The organism is Mesorhizobium sp. WSM4822 (assembly GCF_055811155.1).
Genome location: NZ_JBVVQM010000002.1, coordinates 213,635 through 234,700 on the forward strand (window position 1 = coordinate 213,635; position 21,066 = coordinate 234,700).

At 64.6% G+C, this 21,066-nt stretch carries 13 protein-coding genes and 1 pseudogene; 5 read left to right on the forward strand and 9 right to left on the reverse strand.

Annotated features, from left to right (window positions below):
- The first annotated feature begins 84 nt into the window (after nt 1–84).
- Genes AC0L3E_RS05905 through AC0L3E_RS05915 form a run of 3 tightly spaced genes read left to right on the forward strand, consistent with a single transcriptional unit; the run spans nt 85 to nt 7,828 of the window.
- The gene (locus AC0L3E_RS05905) at nt 85–1,449 is read left to right on the forward strand and encodes an efflux RND transporter periplasmic adaptor subunit (protein ID WP_128308187.1); all 1,365 of its coding nucleotides are present in this window, start codon (nt 85–87) and stop codon (nt 1,447–1,449) included.
- Nucleotides 1,446–4,562 carry an MdtB/MuxB family multidrug efflux RND transporter permease subunit gene (locus tag AC0L3E_RS05910; RefSeq protein WP_473604434.1) on the forward strand — a complete coding sequence of 1,039 codons (3,117 nt, stop codon included), beginning with the start codon at nt 1,446–1,448 and terminating at the stop codon, nt 4,560–4,562. Before AC0L3E_RS05905 ends, AC0L3E_RS05910 begins: the two co-directional genes overlap by 4 nt.
- Nucleotides 4,559–7,828 carry an efflux RND transporter permease subunit gene (locus AC0L3E_RS05915; protein ID WP_473604435.1) on the forward strand — a complete coding sequence of 1,090 codons (3,270 nt, stop codon included), beginning with the start codon at nt 4,559–4,561 and terminating at the stop codon, nt 7,826–7,828. The genes AC0L3E_RS05910 and AC0L3E_RS05915 overlap by 4 nt, the downstream gene beginning before the upstream one ends.
- Here the strand turns inward: AC0L3E_RS05915 and AC0L3E_RS05920 are convergent.
- Nucleotides 7,814–8,080 carry a hypothetical protein gene (locus AC0L3E_RS05920; RefSeq protein WP_473604436.1) on the reverse strand — a complete coding sequence of 89 codons (267 nt, stop codon included), beginning with the start codon at nt 8,078–8,080 and terminating at the stop codon, nt 7,814–7,816. The genes AC0L3E_RS05915 and AC0L3E_RS05920 overlap by 15 nt on opposite strands.
- A 265-nt stretch (nt 8,081–8,345) precedes the next feature.
- On the opposite strand from AC0L3E_RS05920, the gene AC0L3E_RS05925 reads away from it, so the two are divergent.
- Nucleotides 8,346–9,218 (forward strand): hypothetical protein, encoded by an 873-nt coding sequence (locus tag AC0L3E_RS05925; protein ID WP_256745537.1) that lies wholly within the window; start codon nt 8,346–8,348, stop codon nt 9,216–9,218.
- A 154-nt stretch (nt 9,219–9,372) separates the two neighbouring features.
- Nucleotides 9,373–10,239: a hypothetical protein gene (locus AC0L3E_RS05930; RefSeq protein ID WP_473604438.1), complete on the forward strand. Its 867-nt coding sequence runs from the start codon at nt 9,373–9,375 to the stop codon at nt 10,237–10,239.
- A 46-nt stretch (nt 10,240–10,285) separates the two neighbouring features.
- Here the strand turns inward: AC0L3E_RS05930 and amaB are convergent, their stop codons facing one another.
- The 8 genes and pseudogenes from amaB to AC0L3E_RS05970 form a co-directional block, all read right to left on the reverse strand.
- Complete coding sequence (gene amaB / locus AC0L3E_RS05935) at nt 10,286–11,800, reverse strand: L-piperidine-6-carboxylate dehydrogenase (protein WP_473604439.1); 1,515 nt, start codon at nt 11,798–11,800, stop codon at nt 10,286–10,288.
- Between the two features lie 237 nt (nt 11,801–12,037).
- Entirely contained in the window at nt 12,038–13,312 is a 1,275-nt protein-coding gene (locus AC0L3E_RS05940; protein WP_473604440.1) for an RNA polymerase sigma factor, read from the reverse strand.
- Nucleotides 13,309–13,683, reverse strand: coding sequence for a YciI family protein (locus AC0L3E_RS05945; RefSeq protein WP_127270092.1), 375 nt, complete (start codon nt 13,681–13,683; stop codon nt 13,309–13,311). Before AC0L3E_RS05945 ends, AC0L3E_RS05940 begins: the two co-directional genes overlap by 4 nt.
- A gap of 109 nt (nt 13,684–13,792) precedes the next feature.
- Nucleotides 13,793–14,899: a DNA topoisomerase IB gene (locus tag AC0L3E_RS05950; protein WP_473604441.1), complete on the reverse strand. Its 1,107-nt coding sequence runs from the start codon at nt 14,897–14,899 to the stop codon at nt 13,793–13,795.
- Nucleotides 14,900–14,998: 99 nt separating this feature from the next.
- Complete coding sequence (locus AC0L3E_RS05955) at nt 14,999–15,937, reverse strand: glycosyltransferase family 2 protein (RefSeq protein WP_128309101.1); 939 nt, start codon at nt 15,935–15,937, stop codon at nt 14,999–15,001.
- Between the two features lie 143 nt (nt 15,938–16,080).
- Nucleotides 16,081–16,965: a transglutaminase family protein gene (locus AC0L3E_RS05960; protein WP_127270501.1), complete on the reverse strand. Its 885-nt coding sequence runs from the start codon at nt 16,963–16,965 to the stop codon at nt 16,081–16,083.
- Nucleotides 16,966–17,031: 66 nt separating this feature from the next.
- Nucleotides 17,032–19,443, reverse strand: coding sequence for a circularly permuted type 2 ATP-grasp protein (locus AC0L3E_RS05965; protein ID WP_128309102.1), 2,412 nt, complete (start codon nt 19,441–19,443; stop codon nt 17,032–17,034).
- Between the two features lie 6 nt (nt 19,444–19,449).
- Nucleotides 19,450–21,066: pseudogene (locus AC0L3E_RS05970) on the reverse strand (transglutaminase family protein); the annotation flags it as partial.

A 21,066-nucleotide genomic window follows, 5' to 3' on the forward strand; every position in this document is an offset into this window, starting at 1 on the left:
CGGCACCGCTCAAACCTGTCCAAGTGTTAATTCGACTTGGGTCGGTTTCGGCCATATTGGTTGATGGGGGTGAGAGATGCCGCCATGGACCAGCAGTTGGAAATCCCCCTGCAGACGACTGTCGTGCCACGTCGTTCGCGTGGCTGGATTCCCTGGCTGATCTTTGTCGCCATTGTCGCCGCCACCGGCGCCTATCTCTACCAGCGCCCGCATGTCGAGGCCAGGCAGCCCGGCGGCAGAAGAAACGCGCAGCCGACGACAATCGGCGCCGCCGTGATCGAAAAAGGCACGATGGACGTCACCCTCGATGCGCTTGGCACGGTGACCTCGCTCTCCACCGTCACGGTCAAGCCGCAGGTCACCGGCCCGCTCGTCCAGGTGAACTTCAAGGAAGGTCAGGACGTCAGCAAGGGCGATTTGCTGGCTGAAATCGACCCTCGCCCCTATCAGGCGGCGCTCGACCAGGCGCAGGGCCAGTTGGCGCGCGACCAGGCCATGCTCAGGGATGCCCAGCTCGATCTCGCACGCGACCAGACGCTGGTGACGCAAGGCGCCGCGACGCACCAGACGCTCGACGCGCAGGTCGCCCTGGTGGCGCAGGATGCCGGCTCCATCCAGGTCGACCAGGCCATGGTCCGGACCGCGACCCTCAATCTCGACAATTGCCGCATCCTGGCTCCGGTCGACGGTCGCGCCGGCCTGCGTCAGGTGGATCAGGGCAACTACGTGACCCCTGCCGATACCAACGGCATCGTCATCATCACTCAAGTCCAGCCGATCAGCGTGCTGTTCACCGTGCCCGAGGATGAATTGCCCGCGATCGCGCAACGCCTGCGGCAGGGCGCCACGCTGCCTACCTCCGTCTACGATCGCGCAGGCAGCAAGAAGCTCGCCGACGGCCAGCTTGAAACCTTCGACAGCCAGATCGACCCAAGCACCGGCACCATCAAGCTGCGAGCGGGCTTCGCCAACGAAACGCGCGTGCTTTATCCGAACCAGTTCGTCAACGTCGAGTTGCTGGTCGACGAGCACAAGGACGTGGCGATCGCTCCGATCGCCGCGATACAGCGCGGCGTGCCCGGCACCTTTGTCTATCTGGTCAACCCCGACAGCACCGTCTCCGTGCGCAAGGTCACGCCTGGCGTCACCAATGGCGAACGTGTCGAGATCCTGTCGGGCCTGAACCCTGGCGACCGCGTCGTCGTCGATGGTGCCGATAAGCTGCGCGACGGCGCCAGCATCAATTTGCGGCAGGACGGGCAAGCACGGACACCTGCGCAGCCCTCAACGCCTACGCCAGCAGGGTCAGCGCCACAGCCACAGGCGCAGGCACCGGAGCAGGCCGCCCCTGATGCGCCGAAGCCGGACGACACGGGCAGGCACAAGGGCCAGGGCCGCAAGCATCGCCACGCGGAGTCGGGGCAGGCGGAGTCCGGGCAACAGCAATGAGCCCGTCGCGAGCTTTCATCCTGCGGCCGGTGGCGACGTCGCTGTTCATGGTTGCCATCATGCTGTCCGGCCTGCTGGCTTACAATTATCTGCCGGTGTCGGCGCTGCCTGAGGTCGATTATCCAACCATCCAGGTGCAGACCTTCTATCCCGGCGCGAGCCCCGACGTGATGACGTCCTCGGTCACGGCACCGCTGGAGGTCCAGCTCGGCCAGATCGCCAACCTCAATCAGATGAACTCGGTCAGTTCGGCCGGCTCCTCCGTCATCACGCTGCAGTTCAGCCTGGCGATCTCGCTCGATGTCGCCGAACAGGAGGTGCAGGCGGCCATCAATGCCGCCGGCAATCTGCTGCCAGCCGATCTGCCGGCGCCGCCGATCTATGCCAAGGTCAATCCCGCCGACGCGCCGGTGCTGACGCTGGGCCTCACCTCCAAGACGATGCAACTGCGCGATGTGCAGCAGCTTGCCGACACCCGGCTGGCGCAAAAGATTTCGCAGCTGCCGGGCGTCGGCCTCGTCAGCCTCAGCGGCGGCCAGCGCCCAGCCGTGCGCGTCCAGGCCGATCCGCGCAAGCTCGCAGCCTATGGTCTCAATCTCGACGATCTGCGCACCACGCTGGGCAGCGCCAATGTCAACACGCCGAAGGGCAATTTCGACGGGCCGTCGCGGGCCTACACCATCAACGCCAACGACCAGCTGAAGAGCGCCGACGAATACCGTTCGCTGATCGTTGCCTACAAGGATGGCGCGCCGGTGCGGTTGAGCGATGTTGCTGATGTGGTCGACGCCACCGAAAACAACAGGCTGGCGGCCTGGATGAACAGCACGCCGGCGATCATCGTCAACATCCAGCGCCAGCCCGGCGCCAACGTCATCGACGTGGTCGACCGCATCAAGACGCTGCTGCCGCAATTGCAGGCCTCGCTGCCCAGCGCCGTCGATGTGAAGGTGCTGACCGACCGCACGACCACCATTCGCGCCTCGGTGCGCGACGTCGAGTACGAACTGACGCTTTCGATCCTGCTGGTCGTGCTGGTCATCTTCGTCTTCCTGCGCAGCGCGCGCGCCACGCTCATCCCGAGCCTCTCGGTGCCCCTGTCGCTGGTCGGCACGCTTGGTATCATGTACCTGTTCGGTTTCAGCCTCGACAACCTCTCGCTGATGGCGCTGACCATCGCCACCGGCTTCGTTGTCGACGACGCTATCGTCGTCATCGAGAACATCGCGCGCTATGTCGAGGAAGGGGATACGCCGCTGCAGGCGGCGCTCAAGGGCTCGCAGCAGATCGGCTTCACCATCATCTCGCTGACCGTCTCGCTGATCGCGGTGCTGATCCCGCTGCTGTTCATGGGAGATGTCGTCGGCAGGCTGTTCCGCGAATTCTCCATCACGCTGGCCACCACCATCCTGATCTCGGCGATAGTGTCGCTGACGCTGGTGCCGATGGCCTGTGCCAGGTTGCTCAAGCCGATGTCGGCGGTACGTGAAAACGCCCTGCAGCGCGCCAGCCGCGACTTCTTCGACTGGGTGATCCGGGGCTACGGCCAAGCGCTGACCTGGGTGCTCGACCGGCAGACGCTGATGCTGCTGGTGGCGGCTGCCACGCTGGTGCTGACGGTGGCACTCTACGTGGTCATCCCCAAGGGGTTTTTCCCGGTGCAGGACACCGGCGTCATCCAGGCGATCACCGAGGCGCCGCAGTCCATATCCTATGCCGCGATGGCCGAGCGTCAGCAGCAGCTTGCCGCCGTCATCCTCAGGGATCCCGATGTCGACAGCCTGTCGTCCTTCATCGGCGTCGACGGCACCAACACCACGCTCAATGTCGGCCGCATCCTGATCAACCTCAAGCCGCATGAAGAACGCACCGCCGATATCACGCAGGTTATCGCCCGCCTGAAGCAGGCCACCGTCGCGACGGCTGATGCCACCCTCTACATGCAGCCTGTGCAGGACCTGACCATCGACGGCACGGTCAGCCGCACGCAGTATCAATTCGTGCTGCAGGACGCCAATCCGGACGAGTTGACGCTATGGACGCCGAAGCTGCTGGCTAAGCTCAACACGCTGCCTGAGGTCGCCGACGTCGCCAGCGACCTGTCGGATGCCGGCCTCGCCGTCTTCGTCGACATCGATCGCGACCAGGCCGCACGCTTCGGCATCACGCCGGCGACAATCGACAACGCACTCTACGACGCCTTCGGCCAGCGCATCGTCTCGACCATCTTCACCACATCCAGCCAGTACCGGGTCATTCTCGAAGCCGATCCGTCCCTGCAGGATTCGCTGAAGGCGCTGTCTTCGGTCTACCTGCCGTCATCGAGCGGCGGCAGCCCGGTGCCGCTCTCGGTGGTCGCCAGCACCCATGTCGCCACGGCACCGCTGCAGATCACCCATATGGGGCAGTTCCCTGCAACCACTGTCTCGTTCAACCTCGCGCCTGGTGTGTCGCTCGGCAAAGCGGTCACCGCGATCCAGCAGGCGCAGAGCGAGATCGGCATGCCGCTCAGCGTCATCACCAATTTTCAAGGAGCGGCGCGCGCCTTCCAGGCTTCGCTCGACAACACGCTGTTTCTGATCCTGGCCGCGGTGATCACCGTCTACATCGTGCTCGGCGTGCTCTATGAAAGCTTCATCCACCCAATCACCATCCTGTCGACGTTGCCTTCGGCCGGCATCGGCGCGCTGCTGGCGCTGATGATCGCCGGCGAGGACCTGACCATCATCTCGATCATCGGCATCATCCTGCTGATCGGCGTCGTCAAGAAGAACGCCATCATGATGATCGACTTCGCGCTCGACGCGCAGCGCAATGAAGGCATGGCGCCGCGCGAGGCTATCTACCAGGCCTGCTTGCTGCGCTTCCGCCCGATCCTGATGACGACGCTGGCGGCGATGCTGGGCGCGCTGCCGCTGATGCTCGGCACCGGCGTCGGCTCTGAACTGCGCCATCCCTTGGGCGTCACCATCGTCGGCGGCCTGCTCGTCAGCCAACTCCTGACGCTGTTCACAACGCCGGTCATCTATCTCTGGTTCGATCGCCTTGCCGCGCGCCTGCAAGTCATCGAGCCCAGCCTTCCCCGTGCCTATGGTGCGGACGCCGAGCCATGAACCTGTCGGTTCCCTTCATCCGGCGGCCGGTGGCGACAACGCTGCTGACCTTCGGCCTGCTGGCGGCCGGACTGGTGGCGTTTCCGCAATTGCCGGTGGCGCCGCTACCCGAGGTCGACTACCCCGTGATCTCGGTACGGGCATCGCTGCCGGGCGCCAGCCCGCAGGTGGTGGCGAACACGGTTGCCAGCCCGCTCGAACGGCATCTCGGCGAGATTGCCGACGTCAACGAAATGACTTCGTCGAGCAGCGTCGGCAGCGCACGCATAACGCTGCAGTTCGGCCTCGACCGCGACATCGACGGTGCGGCGCGCGATGTCCAGGCCGCGATCAACGCGGCGCGCGCCGACCTGCCGTCCAGCCTGCATTCCAACCCGACCTATCGCAAGGTCAATCCGGCCGACGCCCCGATCCTCATTCTGACGCTCACCTCGGACACGCTGTCCAAGGGTCAGCTCTACGATGCCGCCAGCACCGTGCTGGCGCAAAAACTCTCGCAGGTCGACGGCATCGGCGAAGTGTCGGTCGGCGGCAGCTCGCTGCCGGCGGTGCGCGTCGAGCTCAATCCGCAGGCGCTCTACGATTACGGCATCGGGCTGGAGGACGTGAGGGCGGCGCTCGCCTCGGCCAATGCCCACAGTCCGAAGGGCGCCATCGATTTCGGCTCGCAGCGCTATCAGATATACGCCAACGACCAGGCCAACCATGCGGACGCCTATCGCTCGCTGGTGGTAGCCTATCGCAACGGCGCGCCGGTGCGGCTTTCCGACGTCGGTCAGGTCAACGATTCCGTCGAGAACATCCGCAATGCCGGTCTGGTCGATGGCAAGCCGGGCGTGCTGATCATCCTCAACCGCTCACCCAACGCCAACATCATCGCCACGGTGGACCGGGTGAAGGCGCTGATGCCCTCGCTGCGGGCTGCGATCTCGCCGGCCATCGACCTGTCGCTGGCGGTCGACCGCTCGACCACCATCCGCGCCTCGCTCTGGGAAGTCGCACAGACGCTGATGATCGCCATAGGCCTGGTGATCCTGGTCGTCTTCGCCTTCCTGCGCGACGTGCGCTCCGCACTGGTGCCTGTTGTGGCGGTGCCGGTGTCGCTGGTCGGCACGCTGGGCGCCATGTACCTGCTCGGCTTCAGCATCGACAATCTGTCGCTGATGGCGCTGACGGTCGCCACCGGCTTCGTCGTCGACGACGCAATCGTCGTGCTGGAGAACATCTCCCGCCACATCTCGGCCGGCATGGGTCGCATCGAAGCGGCGATCAAGGGTGCGCAGGAGGTGGGCTTCACCGTGCTGTCGATGAGCCTGTCGCTGATCGCCGTCTTCATCCCCATCCTGCTGATGGGCGGCATTGTCGGCCGGCTGTTCCGCGAATTCGCCATCACGCTGTCGGCCGCAATCCTGGTCTCGCTCGCCGTTTCGCTGACCACCACGCCGATGATGTGCTCGATCCTGCTGCGCCCCGAAGGGGAACGCACGCACGGCCGCCTCTACCGCTTCAGCGAGCGCATCTTCGACGCCATGCTGGCAGGCTACCGCCGGTCGCTGTCCTGGGCGCTGGATAACCCGCTGCTGGTCATGGCAGTGCTCGCCGCGACGCTCTGCCTCAACGGATATCTCTACGTCACCATCCCCAAGGGGTTCTTCCCGCAGCAGGACACCGGCCGGCTGACCGGCTCGATCCAGGCCGACCAGGCGACCTCCTTCCAGTCGATGTCGCAGAAGCTCAGCCAATTCGCCGGCATCGTCAGCAAGGACCCGGCCGTGGACGCTGCGTTCGGCTTCACCGGCGGCGGCCAGACCAATTCCGGCTCGATGTTCGTGTCGCTGAAGCCGCTGGCCGAGCGCAAGGTCTCCGCCGACCAGGTGATCGCGCGGCTGCGGCGCGATCTGGCTGTGGTGCCGGGCGCCAGGCTCTTCCTGCAGGCGGTGCAGGATATCCGCGTCGGCGGGCGTCAGTCGAACGCCCAGTATCAGTACACATTGCAGGGCGACAATTTCGACGAACTCGCGCAGTGGGCTCCCAAACTGGCAGCGGCATTGCAGACCGAGCCGAAGCTCACCGACGTCAACAGCGACCAGCAAAACAAGGGGCTGGAGGCGGACATCGTCATCGACCGCGATACCGCGGCGCGGCTCGGCATCACCGTCGGCCAGATCGACAACACGCTCTATGACGCCTTCGGCCAGCGCCAGGTTTCCACCATCTATGTCCAGCGCAACCAGTACCACGTCATCTTGGAGGTGGCGCCGCAATACTGGCAGAACCCTGAAGCGCTGAAACAGGTCTATGTCAGCACTTCGGGCGGCTCGGTGCATGGTTCGCAGGCGAGCAACGCTGTCGCCGGCACGTTCGTCACGCCGGGGCAGTCGAGCAGCGCCACGGCGGCGGCGACCGACGCCGCGCGCAACCAGGCGACCAATTCGATCACCAGCACCGGCAAGACCGCCGCCTCGACCGGATCGGCCGTCAGCACCGGCACCGAGACGATGGTGCCGTTGTCGTCACTGGCCAGCTATGGCCCCGGCAGCACGCCGCTTTCGGTCAACCACCAGGGTCTGTTCGTCGCCACCACGCTGTCGTTCAACCTGGCGCCTGGCGTGGCACTCAGCGACGGCGTGGCCGCGATCAACGCGGCGGCGGATCGCATCGGCATGCCCGCCACCATCCATGGCGGTTTCCAGGGCACGGCCCGTGTGTTCCAGGATTCGCTTTCCGACCAGCCGCTGCTGATCCTTGCCGCGCTGATCGCCGTCTATGTCGTGCTCGGCATTCTCTACGAGAGCTATGTCCACCCGCTGACCATCCTCTCCACCTTGCCCTCGGCCGGCGTAGGCGCTTTGCTGGCGCTGACGCTGTTCGACATCGAGTTCTCGATCATGGCGCTGATCGGCATCATCCTCCTGATCGGCATCGTCAAGAAGAACGCGATCATGATGATCGACTTCGCGCTGGCCGCGGAGCGCACCGAGAACAAATCGGCGCATGATGCGATCCGCCAAGCCTGCCTGCTGCGCTTTCGCCCGATCATGATGACGACCATGGCGGCGCTCTTTGGCGCAGTGCCGCTCGCCATCGGCCTCGGTGATGGCAGCGAGCTGCGCCAGCCGCTCGGCATCGCCATCGTTGGCGGGCTGATCCTGAGCCAAATCCTCACCCTCTACACGACGCCGATCATCTACATCTATGTCGACCGCTTCGGTCGCTGGTGCCAGAGGCTGCGGTCCCAAGCGGCCATGGCATTAGGTCATAGGTGATATCGCCGTTCGAATTGGCGGCGTTGGTGATGCCGCCCAGGGCGATGGTGTAGGCTCCGGCGTTCTCTCCCAAGGCGCGATCGAGAGCGCCGACCAAGCCCACACCACTGCCGAGACGGTGCTGGTGTAGCCATAGGAGGAGGGGTCGGCATCGCCGTAAATCTGGCCCTGGCCCGAATTGGCCGTGACTGTCACCGCACGCCTGCCGATGCTGAAATCGGCGCTGACATAGCTGATGTCGTAGCTGCCCACGTTGTCGCCGGTCGCGCGGTCAAGCACCCCGACCAGAGCAACACCTTTGCCGAGGCAGAATAGGTGTAGCCATAGGATAGGGGATCGTCGTCGCCATGGAACCTGCCCTGGTCGGCGACCAACCGGTTAGCGGACCCCACCATGAACCGGTCGTGGCCGGCCCCATGTTCGGATTGGGCTTGCTCTTCGCATTCGGTGCCTCTGGACACAGCTGTCGAAGGCTGGAAATGTGGACGCGACTCCGCTGTTGGAGTTAACTCGGAACATGAGGAGGAAGGCGCTGAATCTGGAAGACATTGCCGGCCATCCGGCCCTGCATCGCTGTGTCCAGGCACAGTCGTTGGCGCTGATCGACATCTATGAAACGAGCCCGCGACTGGCTTCCATTTTCGCCACGCAGCAGCGTTGGCTGATGGGTCATGTCGGCCTTGCCATGCATTTCAGGCGCGATCCGCACGACCGCCGCAAGGAGCTGACGGTATCGCGTTTCATCGAGTTCGTACACCAGCACGCGGTGGCCAGCCGCAACACAGCGGACGCTTTCATCAAGGAGATGCTGCACTATCATGTCGCCGAGTATGTTTCGGGTGGCGACGGGCGCACGCACCCCTTGCAGCCAACGGCGGCAACCGTGCAGACTTTCACCGGCTGGGTCCTTGCTCATCTGCAGACGCTGGATCATCTCGATGGTGCCGACCGGCTGGCCAGGTTCCTGGAGCGGCCCGACATGGTTGCCAGGCTGCAGCCTCTGGTGGCGGACGGCCTGCTTGCCTCCAAGCCGGTGCGTGAGCCCAACCAGACCTTTTCCCTGTTCATCTGGCTCAACAATGGCGGCATCGTCATGGACTGGCTGATGTCGGGCATCGACCCCGATCATGCCGGCCTGGACCGGATTCCGACCAGCGTGGTTTCGATCGGAGATTTCGCCAGATGGCTCAAGCTGTCGCGGACCCACCTCGCCCGCAAGCTGCGCGCTGCCGAGGAACTCGGCAGCATCGGCTGGCTCGGCCAGCGCGGCCATTCGGTGATGTGGGTGTCGAACACCTTCTACCAGGAGTACATGACCGTCCAGGCCGCCAAGCTGGCCATTGTCGATGCGGCATTCGCCGCCTGTTTTCCAGTCCCGGAAGACCGCTGAGGGTCGGCGCGATCGACATCTGCCCGGACCGAGAACATTGTCTCCTGGCGATCATAACCTGTTATAGACAGGGCGTGTCTGGACACGGGCCGTGAAGGCTGAGAATGTGATCTGCGTCTTCGTGGCCGTAAGGCTGGATCGGAGCATGGGGGGAATGACGCAGACCTTTGACCATATTGCCGGTCACCCGGCATTGCATCGCTGTGTCCGTGCCCAGGCGCAGGCGATGATCCAGGCCTATGGGATGAACCCGAGGCTTGCCTCGATATTTGCCACCCAGCAGCGCTGGTTGATGGCGCATATCGGCCTTGCCCTGCATTTCAGACGGGAGCCCGATGACTACCGCAAGCAGTTGACGGCGGCGCGTTTCATCGACGTCATCCGGGAGAATTCCGTCGCCAGCCGCAACACCGCCGACGCCTTCCTCAAGGAGATGCTGCATTACAATTTCATCGAGCACCTGCCGGCAACACAGGACGGCCGCATCCGCCCCATTCAGCCAACGGTGAACACGCTGGAGACGGTTGCCGGCTGGATGATGGCGCACCTGCACACGCTGGACAGTCTCGACGGTGCGAACCGTCTGGCGACGTTTCTGGAGCGGCCCGATGCTCTCGCCAGGGTGCAGCCGCTGGTGGCCGACGGCCTGATCTCCTCCAGCCCCGTGCGCGAGCCCAGGCAGACCTTTTCGCTGTTCACCTGGCTCAACAATGGCGGCGTCGTCATGGACTGGCTGATATCGGGCGTCGATCCCGACCATGCCGGCCTCGCTGAAATACCGACCGGCGTCGTCTCGATCGGCGATTTCGCCAAATGGCTCAAGCTGTCGCGAACCCACCTGGCACGCAAACTGCGGGATGCCGAAGACCTCGGCAGCGTTGGCTGGCTTGGCCAGCGCGGCAATTCGGTGATGTGGGTGTCGGGCGATTTCTACCGGGAATACATGACCGCCCAGGCCGTCAAGCTGGCTATCATCGATGTCGCGTTCGTCAAGGCCTTCGACTCGCCGGCAGGCAGCTGACCGGTGCGGCATCCCCGGTGCGGGGATGCCCAAGCCGGCGAGCCTTTCAGTCGATATCGAATGACACGCCCTGGGCGAGCGGCAGCGCCTTGGAATAGTTCACCGTGTTTGTAGCGCGCCGCATATAGGCCTTCCATGCGTCGGAGCCGCTCTCGCGGCCGCCCCCGGTTTCCTTTTCGCCGCCAAAGGCACCGCCGATCTCGGCGCCCGAGGTACCGATGTTGACATTGGCAATGCCGCAATCCGATCCGTCGACACCCAGGAAACGCTCGGATTCCTGCAGGTCTCGGGTGAAGATCGACGAGGACAGGCCTGCCCCCACGGCATTGTGCTCGTGGAGCACCGCGTCAAAGTCCGAATATTTCATCACGTAGAGGATCGGCGCGAAGGTCTCTTCCGTCACCGGTGACACCTGGCTTGGCATTTCGACCAGCGCCGGGTGCACGTAGTACGCATCCGGATGGCCGTTCTCGACCCGCGTGCCGCCGGTCACCTTGCCGCCATGGGCAGCGGCTTCCTTCAGCGCCTTCTGCATGGCGTCGAAGGCCGCCTTGTCGATCAGCGGCCCGACCAGCGAGGAGGTCTCCAGCGGATTGCCGACAGACACACTCTCGTAGGCCTTCTTGAGGCGCGGAACCAAGGCGTCGTAGACGCTGTCATGCACGAACAGGCGCCGCAGCGTCGTGCAGCGCTGGCCGGCCGTGCCCATCGCTCCAAACGCAATCGCGCGCAGCGCCATGTCGAGATCGGCGGTCGGGCAGACGATGCCGGCATTGTTGCCGCCGAGCTCCAGCACCGCACGCGCAAAGCGCTTGGCCAGCCGCGGGCCGACGTCGCGGCCCATGCGGGTCGAGCCGGTTGCCGAAACCAGCGGCACTTTGGGGTGATCGACCAGGATCTCGCCGACGGCGCGGTCGCCGATCAGCACCGGCGCCAGGCCATCAGGTGCGTCCGCGCCGAAGCGCTCGACCGCACGCTTGAAGATAGCCTCGCAGGCAAGTGCGGTCAGCGGCGTCTTTTCCGACGGCTTCCACACCACTGCGTCGCCGCAGACCAGTGCCAGGGCTGCATTCCACGACCACACGGCCACCGGGAAGTTGAAGGCGGAAATGACGCCGACGACGCCGAGCGGATGCCAGGTTTCCATCATCCGATGGCCCGGGCGCTCGGTGGCGATGGTCAGGCCGTACAATTGCCGGGAGAGGCCTACGGCGAAATCGCAGATGTCGATCATCTCCTGCACTTCGCCGAGACCCTCGGACGGGATCTTGCCGACCTCGATCGAGACCAGCCGGCCAAGCTCGGCCTTGTGCGTACGCAGCTCCTCGCCCAGCAGCCGCACCAGTTCGCCACGCCGCGGGCCGGGCACCATGCGCCAGGCCTGGAAGGCCTTGTGCGCGGCATCGATGGTCTTAGCCGCTTCGGCCGGCGAGATCGTCCTCAGCGCCGCGATCTGCTCGCCCGTCACCGGGCTGCGCACGATCAGGTCGCCGCCGACAAGCGTCTCCTCGGCCACACCCAGTTTCGCCAGCAGTTCGGTCGTTTCGTTGCCTATCGTCATTCTTGTCCCTTTCAGATTCCGTCGCTCATAATGCATGTCGCCAAAAGTGCCCCCGGTTTTGGAACAACGACATGCACAAAAGGCATGCCGGTCAAAGCCTGGCGCCATGCTGCCCGCGTGCACAAAGGCACCTCAGGCACGATCATCGCGTGGCATTACTCGTTTCAAGGGAAAATCACCACCCCGGCATGGTCCAAGCCCAAACTGCACGATTGAGCCAGATGGGGCAGATGGCGCTCAGTTTGCCTTCTTGGCCGCTGGGCGTACCGCACCGTCCCTGATCAGTCGGTCGATATGCATGCGGATATGTGCCGCTTCCGCCGCCGTGTTCGCAAGCGCTATGGCGCGGTCGAAGGCGACGCGCGCCTCGTCGCCCCGGTCGAGCTGCATCAAGAGGCCCCCCTTGAGGCCGAAAAAATGGAAATAGCCGGAAAGCCGTTCTTCCAGCGGCTCGATCATGGCCAGCGCCTCCGCCGGTCCACGCACCTTCGAGACCGCGACGGCCCGGTTGAGCGTGACCACCGGCGACGGCTGCATCTGCTCCAGCAAGCGATAGAGCAGGTCGATCTCGTTCCAGTCGGTATCCTCCGCCTTTTCGGCCCGCGCGTGCAGTGCGGCAATCGCCGCTTGCACCTGGTAGGGGCCGGGCTTGCGATGGCGTAGCGCCTTGTCGACCAGCGCCAGCCCCTCATCGATCATCTTGCGGCTCCACAGGCTGCGATCCTGGTCTTCGAGCAGCACGATCTCGCCGCTCTCGTCGAAACGGGCCGGTGCGCGCGCATGCTGCAGAAGCAACAGCGCCGTCAGCCCCATGATCTCCGGCTCGGTCTGGAACAGCCGCAGCAGGAGCCGTGCCAGCCGGATCGCCTCCTCGCACAGCGGTGCGCGGGCCGGCGCCTCGCCGCTGTTGGTCGAATAGCCCTCGTTGAAGACCAAGTAGACCATGGCGGCGACGGCGGCGAGCCGTTCCGACCGCTCGACCGCGCCCGGCGTCTCGAACGGCACGCCGGCGTCCGCAATGCGCGCCTTGGCGCGAGTGATGCGCTGCTCCATGGCGCTTTCGCCAACCAGGAAGGCACGCGCGATCTGCTTGACCGTAAGACCGGAGACGATGCGCAGCGCCACCGCGATCTGCTGCGTTGCCGGCAGATCAGGATGGCAGCAGATGAACAGCAGCCGCAATATGTCGTCGCGGTAGTGCGCCCCGTCCAGCCGCTCTGCGATATCGCTCTCGGCGTCCTCCAGATCCGAAACCTGGTCTTCCTCCGGCATCGGCGCCTGCTTGGCGCGCTTGCGCACCGCATCGATGCCGCTGTTGCGGCCGACGAAGATCAGCCACGCCGCCGGGTCGCGCGGCGGCCCGTTCTGCGGCCAGTTCTTCAGCGCCCTGAGGCACGCGTCCTGGAAAGCTTCCTCCGCCGTATCGAGATCGCGGAAATAACGCAGCAGCGCACCCATGGCCTGCGGGCGGGCGGCGCTGATCGCGGAGCTTATCCAGGCCATCTCGGTCATGCGGAAACCTTGGCGGGATTGAAGATCGAGACCGGCCGGATCTCATAGGAGCCGCCGCTCGGGTTGACTTCGGAAAGCTCGCGGGCGAACTCCACCGCCTCGTCGAGATCGGCGCATTCGAGCGTGTAGAAGCCGAGGAACTGTTCCTTGGTCTCGGCGAACGGCCCGTCGATGACGACCGATTCGCCCTTGACCTTTCTCAGGGTCGTCGCGGCGGTCGTCGGCAGAAGCCGTGCCACCGGGCCGAGCCGACCAGCCTTGGCGTACTTGTCCTGAACGTCGAGGAGATTGGCCATGACCTCGTCGTCCTGTGCCTTGCTCCAGGAGCAGACGACATCTTCGGAGGCATAGCAGAGGATTGCGTAGAGCATGGCTGGTCCTTTTCTCTGTCAAAGGACGAAACAGTAAGACCGATCCCGACACGACGTCGATAAAAAAAATCCAGATGTGGACGGATTTGGCCACGGCCAGCCGCGCCGGTCAGCTTTCTCCCAGTTTCAGCCATCGCAGCACGAGAGCTTCCTCGTCATCGAGACCATCGATGGAGCGTTTGCGTTTGTTGGCTTGCGCCATTTCATTCAGCAACCGCCCTTCGGACCACGCTTCGAAGACCCGCGGATGGATATAGCATTTGCGGCAGACGGCACGCGTATTGCCCAGCCGCTCGGCAACCTTGTCGATGACGCTGTTCATCGCCCTGTTTCGCTGCGCCTGGCTTTGCGGCAGTTCCGTTTGGGCAAACAGCGACGCGGCGTGAATGGTGCCGCCCCAGGTGCGGAAATGCTTCGAACTGAAGGCGTCGCCGACCGCCTCACGGATATAGCGGTTGACGTCCTCGGAGCGGACCGGCCGTCTGTTGCCGTCCTCATCGAGATACTGGAACAGCTTCTGGCCTGGCAGGTCCTGCGCGCCGCGCACAATCCTGGCGATGCGGCGGTCGACCAGCTTCAGCTTCCACTCCTTGCCCGACTTGCCCTTGAAGGCAAAGCGCAGGCTTGAACCGACAATATCCACATGCCGGTCGCGCAACGTGGTCAACCCGAAACTCTTGTTGTCGCGGGCGTAGGCGGCATTGCCGACCCGGATCATCGTGTTGTCAAGCAGCCAGACGACCGCTGCGACGACACGCTCGAACGGCAGACCACGACGGCGCAGATCGCTGTCGATCCTGTGCCGCAGGTCCGGCAGGCTCTCGGCGAAAGCGACAAGGTGCGAATATTTGGCACCATCGCGCTCTTCGGCCCATTGCGGATGATAGCGATATTGCTTGCGTCCGCGCTGGTCCCTGCCGGTTGCCTGGATATGGCCGTCCGCGTCCGGCGAAATCCACACATCCGTCCAGGCCGGCGGAATGACGATCGCCTCGATTCGGGCCCTGGTAGTGTCCGAAACTGTTCCTCCGTCCGGTCCCTTGTAGGAGAACCCCTTGCCTGTTTTCAGCCGCCGGATACCGGGCTCAGCATCACTGACATAGCTAAGCGACGCATGGTCGGCCGAGCTTTGTGCCCCGTTTTTGGGCGCACCATCTGGCGATACAGCGTCCTCGCCAGCCGGTCGGCCGGGCGACAATCCGGATTTTTGCAACATGTCGGCTCCACGCGAATTCCGTAGATAAGCCACTGGCCGACCGCTGGTTCCACCCGCCGTCCGAAAAGCGCCTCGCGCCGATATCGCGGTGGCTGGCGCCTACAGAGCGCCTTGCAGCTTGATCGGCGGCGCGGACAAACGCCGCCGCGCCGCGAGCTTGAACCTGTAGCGCAGGCAGCGCCAAGCTTCTGAGCGCCGCTTCGGCGCGGCCGCGGCTACCGCCAGGAAGCGCGCCGCGGTGCCCAGATCGCCGCGCGCATAGTGGACCCGGGCGATCTTGAGGGCGACAAGCCCTTCCCTGGCCTTGAGCGCCGACAACGGGATGTTGCAGTCGGTGAGTGTGCGCAGTTCCCGGCGCCAGTCCAGAAAGCGCCGCACCGGGTTGAGGGCAAAGCGGTCATCGGAACGTACCGGCGAAACCTCATAGACCATGACAGGTTGCGAGACCATGGCGAGCGATGCCTTGCTCATCAGCCGTGCCCAGAACAGCGTGTCCTCGTCATAGGCCATTCCGATGGGGAACCGCGTCTCACCGATCAGGGTCCGCGATGCCAGAACGCTGCCCACGGCGACCGAACGTATGTCGCCTTTCACATAGGACGAGGCATTTGCCAGGCACGCAGCCTGATAGCCGTTCGGCATCTTGATCTGCCGGTCCTGGCCGTTCACCCGTCGCCGGTAGGCACCCACGATCATGTCGGCCTCCGGCTGCTCCTGAGCCTTGCGGAGCAGTGCGCGCAACCCGCCCCGCAGATGCAGGTCGTCGGCATCGATCAGGTAGACCCAGGAATAGACCGCTTCGGCCAGCGCCAAATTGCGGGCACCGCCTGCATCGCGGCATTTGGCCGACAGCACGCGCAGCGGCAACGAGAGTTGTGCCGCGGCCTCCCGCGCGACGGTTGCCGTGCCATCGGTCGACGCATCGTCGACCAGCAATATCTCGCCGATGATCTCGGCCTCACTGCGTAGCGATGCCAGCGTTGCAGCAATGGTCGCCGCCGCGTTACAGGCAGGAATGACGACGCTGATTGCTCTCAATTACAAAACCTCGCGCCATGCGCTTGAGGATACAACTACCGTCACCCCGAAACGAATACAGACTAGCGGCCGCATCGGTATTTGAGAAGCAGTCTTGTCCATCCCGAATTGCGGCGCAAATACCGCTGCGTGTACGACCTGCTTCAGGCTCTTTCGAGCACGACCGGAATGACGTCGACAGCTTGCTCGCCAACCTGTCCCCCCGTGGTCTTGAGCACGCCGACGATCGGCGCCACGTCCGAATAGTCGCGGCCGTGGCCGACGGTGATATGGTCGTTGCTGGCCCGCATGCCGTTGGTCGGATCGAATTCCTGCCAGCCCGCATCGCGCCCGCACCAGACCTTGACCCAGGCATGCATGGCATCGGCGCCTTCCAGCCGGGGCTTGCCCTTCGGCGGGATGGTGCGCAAGAAGCCGCTGACATAGCCGGCCGGAATACCGAGCCCGCGCAGGCCGGCGATCATGATGTGTGAAAAGTCCTGGCAAACGCCGCGCTTCAACTTGAAGGCATCACTGGCCCGGGTCCGCACCGTTGTCGCTTCGCCGTCATAGGTGAAATCGCGATGGATGCGATTGCACAGGCTCACGGCCGTGCCGGCGGCAGAGCCGGCGATGCTGTCGCGTGCGTAAGCGGTGATCGCATCGTCGATGCCGGCATGGGTGCTGGCCGTCAGGAAGTGGTGCGGTGCATCAGGTGCCAGAGACCGCATCGCGGCGAGTTCTTGCCTCAGCCGGGCGATATCGGGCGACACGTCGAGCCCGGGCTCGGGCCGAGACACCGACACGCGGGCGCTCATCCTGATGTCGAGCGCGTCATGCGCGTCGCGAAAGGCGATCGAGGTGACGTTGTTGCCGAAGAAATCGGAAAAGTCGGAACGTTCGTTGGGTGCCGGCGCAAAGGACAGGGATGCGGCGATGACACGCTGCACGCCTGATATCGTCGACGGCAGTACGCGCACCTGATGACGACCGCCGCCGGCCGCCGCAGCGTAATCGTAATGCAGATGAAGCCTGATGTCGTAGAGCATGTTCTATTTTTCTGCCTTTGCGCAGGTTCTTGTCGCAAAACCGTGCGACACTTTTGCGGAACCTGCTTAGCCGAAATAGGCTTTGGCGAGGCTGTTGTAGAGGCCGCCGATTTCAAAGGCGAGGTCGTCCAGCGCCTTTGCCGTCATATCCGAAGGCTCCTTGATGGCGATCTGGGTGTTGAGCTGCAGGATTTCCTTCGCCGCCGGCGACATTTGTCCCTCGCCGCCGAGTGACGGCAACAGGCCGATTTCGGCTTTCAGCCTTTCGAGCTGGAACAGGATCGAGCGCGGATTGAGCGGATCGAGCGCCAGCAGGTCGATCACCGTGCGCCGACCGGCCTGCACCGGATATTGGCGGCGATGGGTCATCACGCTGTCGCCGATCTCCAGCATCATGTCCAGCGCGCCGTCCGGCGCCTTGGCGCTGGTCAGCCGCGACAGCGTGCGGGAGATCTGGATACCGCGCTCCAGCCGGCGGCCGATCTCGAGGAAGCGCCAACCGGCGAAGCGGTACATGTTCTCGTGCAGCAGGCCGGAAAAGCCGGCGAGCTTGCGCAGGATGACCGTCATCGCCCGGGTCGCGTCGTCGCCGGGCGCGACCGTCGTTGCGAACTGATGGATGGTTTTCGACAGGTCCTTCAGCGCCAGCCAGCCATCGGGCGAGAAGCGGTCGCGGATCTGCCCGGCGCTGTAGACCGCACTATCCAGCGTGCCGATCAGCCCTGACGGGATCGCCGTCTCCACATCGATGCCGAAAGGTTCGAGATAATCCCTGATGTCGGCGAGCAGCGGCATATCCGGGTCGGAGGTTTCGGCGAGCCGCACATGGTAGGCGCGCAGGATGCGCACCGTGTCTTCCGAGCGCTCGATATAGCGGCCGAGCCAGGTCAGGTTCTCCGCCGCGCGACTGGGCAGGCTGCCGGGCCTGGTGCGGCTGAAACTGTCGCCTTCCTGCGGCAGCAGCGTCTCGCGCTCCACCGGTTTGTCGCTGACAACCCAGACATCCGCCGCCTGGCCGCCACGCTGCATGGCGATCGCCGTCGGGTCGAGCGACAGGCCGATACGGGCAAAACCGCCCGGCATCACCGTCCAGCCTTCCGGCGTTCGCGCCAGGTAGACGCGCAGGCTGGCTGGCCGCGGCTCCAGCCAGCCGCCGACATAGACGGGCGTCGTCGAAAGCGTCACCGCTTCCTGGCCGACGAAATCGCCGCCATCACGTTCAATGCGCGCCACCAGTTCCGCCCGCTCCCCGGCCGACAGAGCCGAGCCTAGCTTCGTTGAATCGTCGTCCTCGAAGGCAAGCCTCGTCGACAGCGCCGGCCCGATCACCATGCGATCGATGTTGGCCAGCACATGCGCGCGTTCGGTTGCTTGCCCGCACCACCATGTCGCGACGCTTGGCAGCAGCAATTCCTCGCCCCGCAAGGCCCGTGAAATCTTGGGCAGGAAGGCAAGCAGCGCGCGCGTCTCCATCAGGCCGGAGCCCAGCGCGTTGACGGTAGCAACCGCGCCCTGGCGGATCGCCTCGACCAGGCCCGGCGTGCCGATCTGCGAATCCGCGCGCAGTTCGAGCGGATCGGCGAAGGCGGCGTCGAGCCGCCGCCACAACACGCTGATCGGCATCAGGCCGGAAACTGTGCGCACCATCAGCCGGCTGCCGGAGACGGTCAAATCCTCGCCTTCGAGCAGCATGATGCCGAGGTAGCGGGCGATGTAGGCGTGCTCGTAATAAGTTTCGTTGAGCGGCCCCGGCGTCAGGATGGCGACGCGGCCGTCGGTTTCCTTGGCCATGCCGATCAGCGCGTCGCGAAAACGGCGGAAAAAGCCGGCAAGGCGGTGCACATGCATCTCGCCATAGATGTCGGACAGCGCGCGTGTGGTGGCGACGCGGTTTTCCAGTGCGAAACCGGCGCCGGACGGCGCCTGCGTGCGATCACCCAGCACCCACCATCGGCCATCAGGCCCGCGGCCGAGTTCGAAGGCGCAGAAATGCAGGAAGTGGCCGCCGGCCGGCCTGGTGCCGACGACAGGCCGCAAATATTCCGGGCTGGCGGCGATCAATCCCGCCGGCAGGATGCCTTTCTCGACCAGCCGGTTCGGCCCGTAGATATCGGCGATGGTTTCCTCGAACAGGTCGGCGCGCTGCACGAGGCCGGCGCTGATCGCCGCCCACTCGCTCTCCTCGATGAGAACCGGGACATGCGCCAGCGGCCATTCGCGCTCATTGGCACCGGCCTTGTCATAGACGCGGTAATAGACGCCGGCATCGCGCAGATACTGGTCGGCGCGGGCAAAGCGCTGGCCGAGCTTTTCAGCGCCAAGTTCCTCGAGCGCCTCGACAAAATGCTTCCAGGCCGGGCGAGGATTGCCTGACGCATCGACCATCTCGTCGACGACGCCGTCGATCGGCTGGTAGTGCTCCAGCAGGCTGTGGGTCTGCGGCTTGCCGCGTCCCCTCTTGTGATTCCCCTTTGCCATCGCTGATCAGAGTCTTGCCGGCCGCCGAAGGTCAAGGGTCATCGGGAAATCTTCCGCCGGTTGTTCTTCACGGATCACATAGGCGGATGGCGTATGACCGCGCGGTTCGAAGCGGGCGAGCCGCCGAGCTTCCGCCTCGTTGCCATTGACCGGAAAGGTGTCGTAATTGCGCCCGCCGGGATGGGCGACATGGTAGACGCAGCCGCCGACCGCACGTCCCGACCAGCGGTCATAGATGTCGAAGACCAGCGGCGTGTTGACCGGCAGCGCCGGATGCAGGCCCGATGCCGGCTGCCAGGCCTTGAAGCGGACACCCGCCACCGCGACCTCTCTGTTGTCCGTCACCTTCATCGGCACGATACGGCCGTTGCAGACGATCGCGTGGCGCTCCGGATTCAACCCTTCGGTCTTGACCTGCAGCCGTTCGACCGAGGAATCGACGAAACGCACGGTGCCGCCGATCGCGCCTTGCTCGCCCATCACATGCCACGGCTCCAGCGCCTGGCGCAGCTCCAGCTTGATGCCGGCATGCTGAACCTCGCCGCAAAACGGGAAGCGGAATTCGAGCTGGGCGTCGAACCATTCGGGCCTGAATTCGAAGCCGTTGAGCTTGAGGTCGTCGAGCACGTCGAGGAAATCGGCCCAGACATAATGCGGCAGCATGAAACGATCGTGCAGTGAGGTGCCCCAGCGCACGAAGCGGCCATCGAGCGGGCTCTTCCAGGCACGGGCAACGATCGCCCTGACAAGCAGTTGCTGCGCGAGGCTCATGCGTGCATTGGGCGGCATCTCGAAGCCGCGGAATTCGACCAGTCCCAGCCGACCGGTCGGTCCGTCCGGCGAAAACAGTTTGTCGATGCAGATTTCCGAACGATGCGTATTGCCGGTGACGTCGGTCAACAAATTGCGGAACAGCCGGTCGACCAGCCATGGCAAGGGTGCGTTGCCCTGGTCCGGATGCGGTACCTGCGCCATCGCGATCTCAAGCTCGTAGAGCGAGTCGTGACGCGCCTCGTCGAAGCGTGGCGCCTGGCTGGTCGGCCCGATGAACAGGCCGGAGAACAGATAGGACAGCGACGGATGACGCTGCCATTGCAGCACCAGGCTCTTCAGCAGGTCCGGCCTTCGCAGGAACGGGCTGTCATTGGGTGTCGCACCGCCGACCACGACATGGTTGCCGCCGCCGGTGCCGGTGTGGCGGCCGTCAATCATGAACTTGTCGGCGCCAAGCCGTGTCTGCCGTGCTTCCTCATAGATCGCCGTCGTCGTCGCCACGCAATCCTGCCAGTTGGAAGCAGGATGGATGTTGACTTCGATGACGCCGGGATCAGGCGCGACGCGGATGACGTTGAGGCGCGGATCGTGAGGCGGGCCGTAGCCCTCGATATGCACGGGAAGGCCGATCGCCTTCGCCGCGTTCTCGGCCGCAGCGACCAGTTCGAGATAGTCTTCCAGCGCCTCGACCGGCGGCATGAACACGCAAAGCCGCCCATCGCGCGGCTCGACCGAAAGCGCGGGGGGCCCCCCCCCCCCCCGCGCGGGGGTGTGGTGTTGTGCCCCGGGCAGCGGGCCGGGGGCACCGGGGGAACATGCCCCGTTGTGGCGGCGCCCCCGATCGTCCGC

Coding starts and splice junctions, on each gene's coding strand:
- amaB (WP_473604439.1), bottom strand. CDS start 11,800: ATGACGATAGGCAACGAAACGACCGAACTGCTGGCGAAACTGGGTGTG.
- AC0L3E_RS05930 (WP_473604438.1), top strand. CDS start 9,373: ATGACGCAGACCTTTGACCATATTGCCGGTCACCCGGCATTGCATCGC.
- AC0L3E_RS05945 (WP_127270092.1), bottom strand. CDS start 13,683: ATGCTCTACGCAATCCTCTGCTATGCCTCCGAAGATGTCGTCTGCTCC.
- AC0L3E_RS05910 (WP_473604434.1), top strand. CDS start 1,446: ATGAGCCCGTCGCGAGCTTTCATCCTGCGGCCGGTGGCGACGTCGCTG.
- AC0L3E_RS05950 (WP_473604441.1), bottom strand. CDS start 14,899: ATGTTGCAAAAATCCGGATTGTCGCCCGGCCGACCGGCTGGCGAGGAC.
- AC0L3E_RS05915 (WP_473604435.1), top strand. CDS start 4,559: ATGAACCTGTCGGTTCCCTTCATCCGGCGGCCGGTGGCGACAACGCTG.
- AC0L3E_RS05940 (WP_473604440.1), bottom strand. CDS start 13,312: ATGACCGAGATGGCCTGGATAAGCTCCGCGATCAGCGCCGCCCGCCCG.
- AC0L3E_RS05960 (WP_127270501.1), bottom strand. CDS start 16,965: ATGCTCTACGACATCAGGCTTCATCTGCATTACGATTACGCTGCGGCG.
- AC0L3E_RS05905 (WP_128308187.1), top strand. CDS start 85: ATGGACCAGCAGTTGGAAATCCCCCTGCAGACGACTGTCGTGCCACGT.
- AC0L3E_RS05925 (WP_256745537.1), top strand. CDS start 8,346: ATGAGGAGGAAGGCGCTGAATCTGGAAGACATTGCCGGCCATCCGGCC.
- AC0L3E_RS05965 (WP_128309102.1), bottom strand. CDS start 19,443: ATGGCAAAGGGGAATCACAAGAGGGGACGCGGCAAGCCGCAGACCCAC.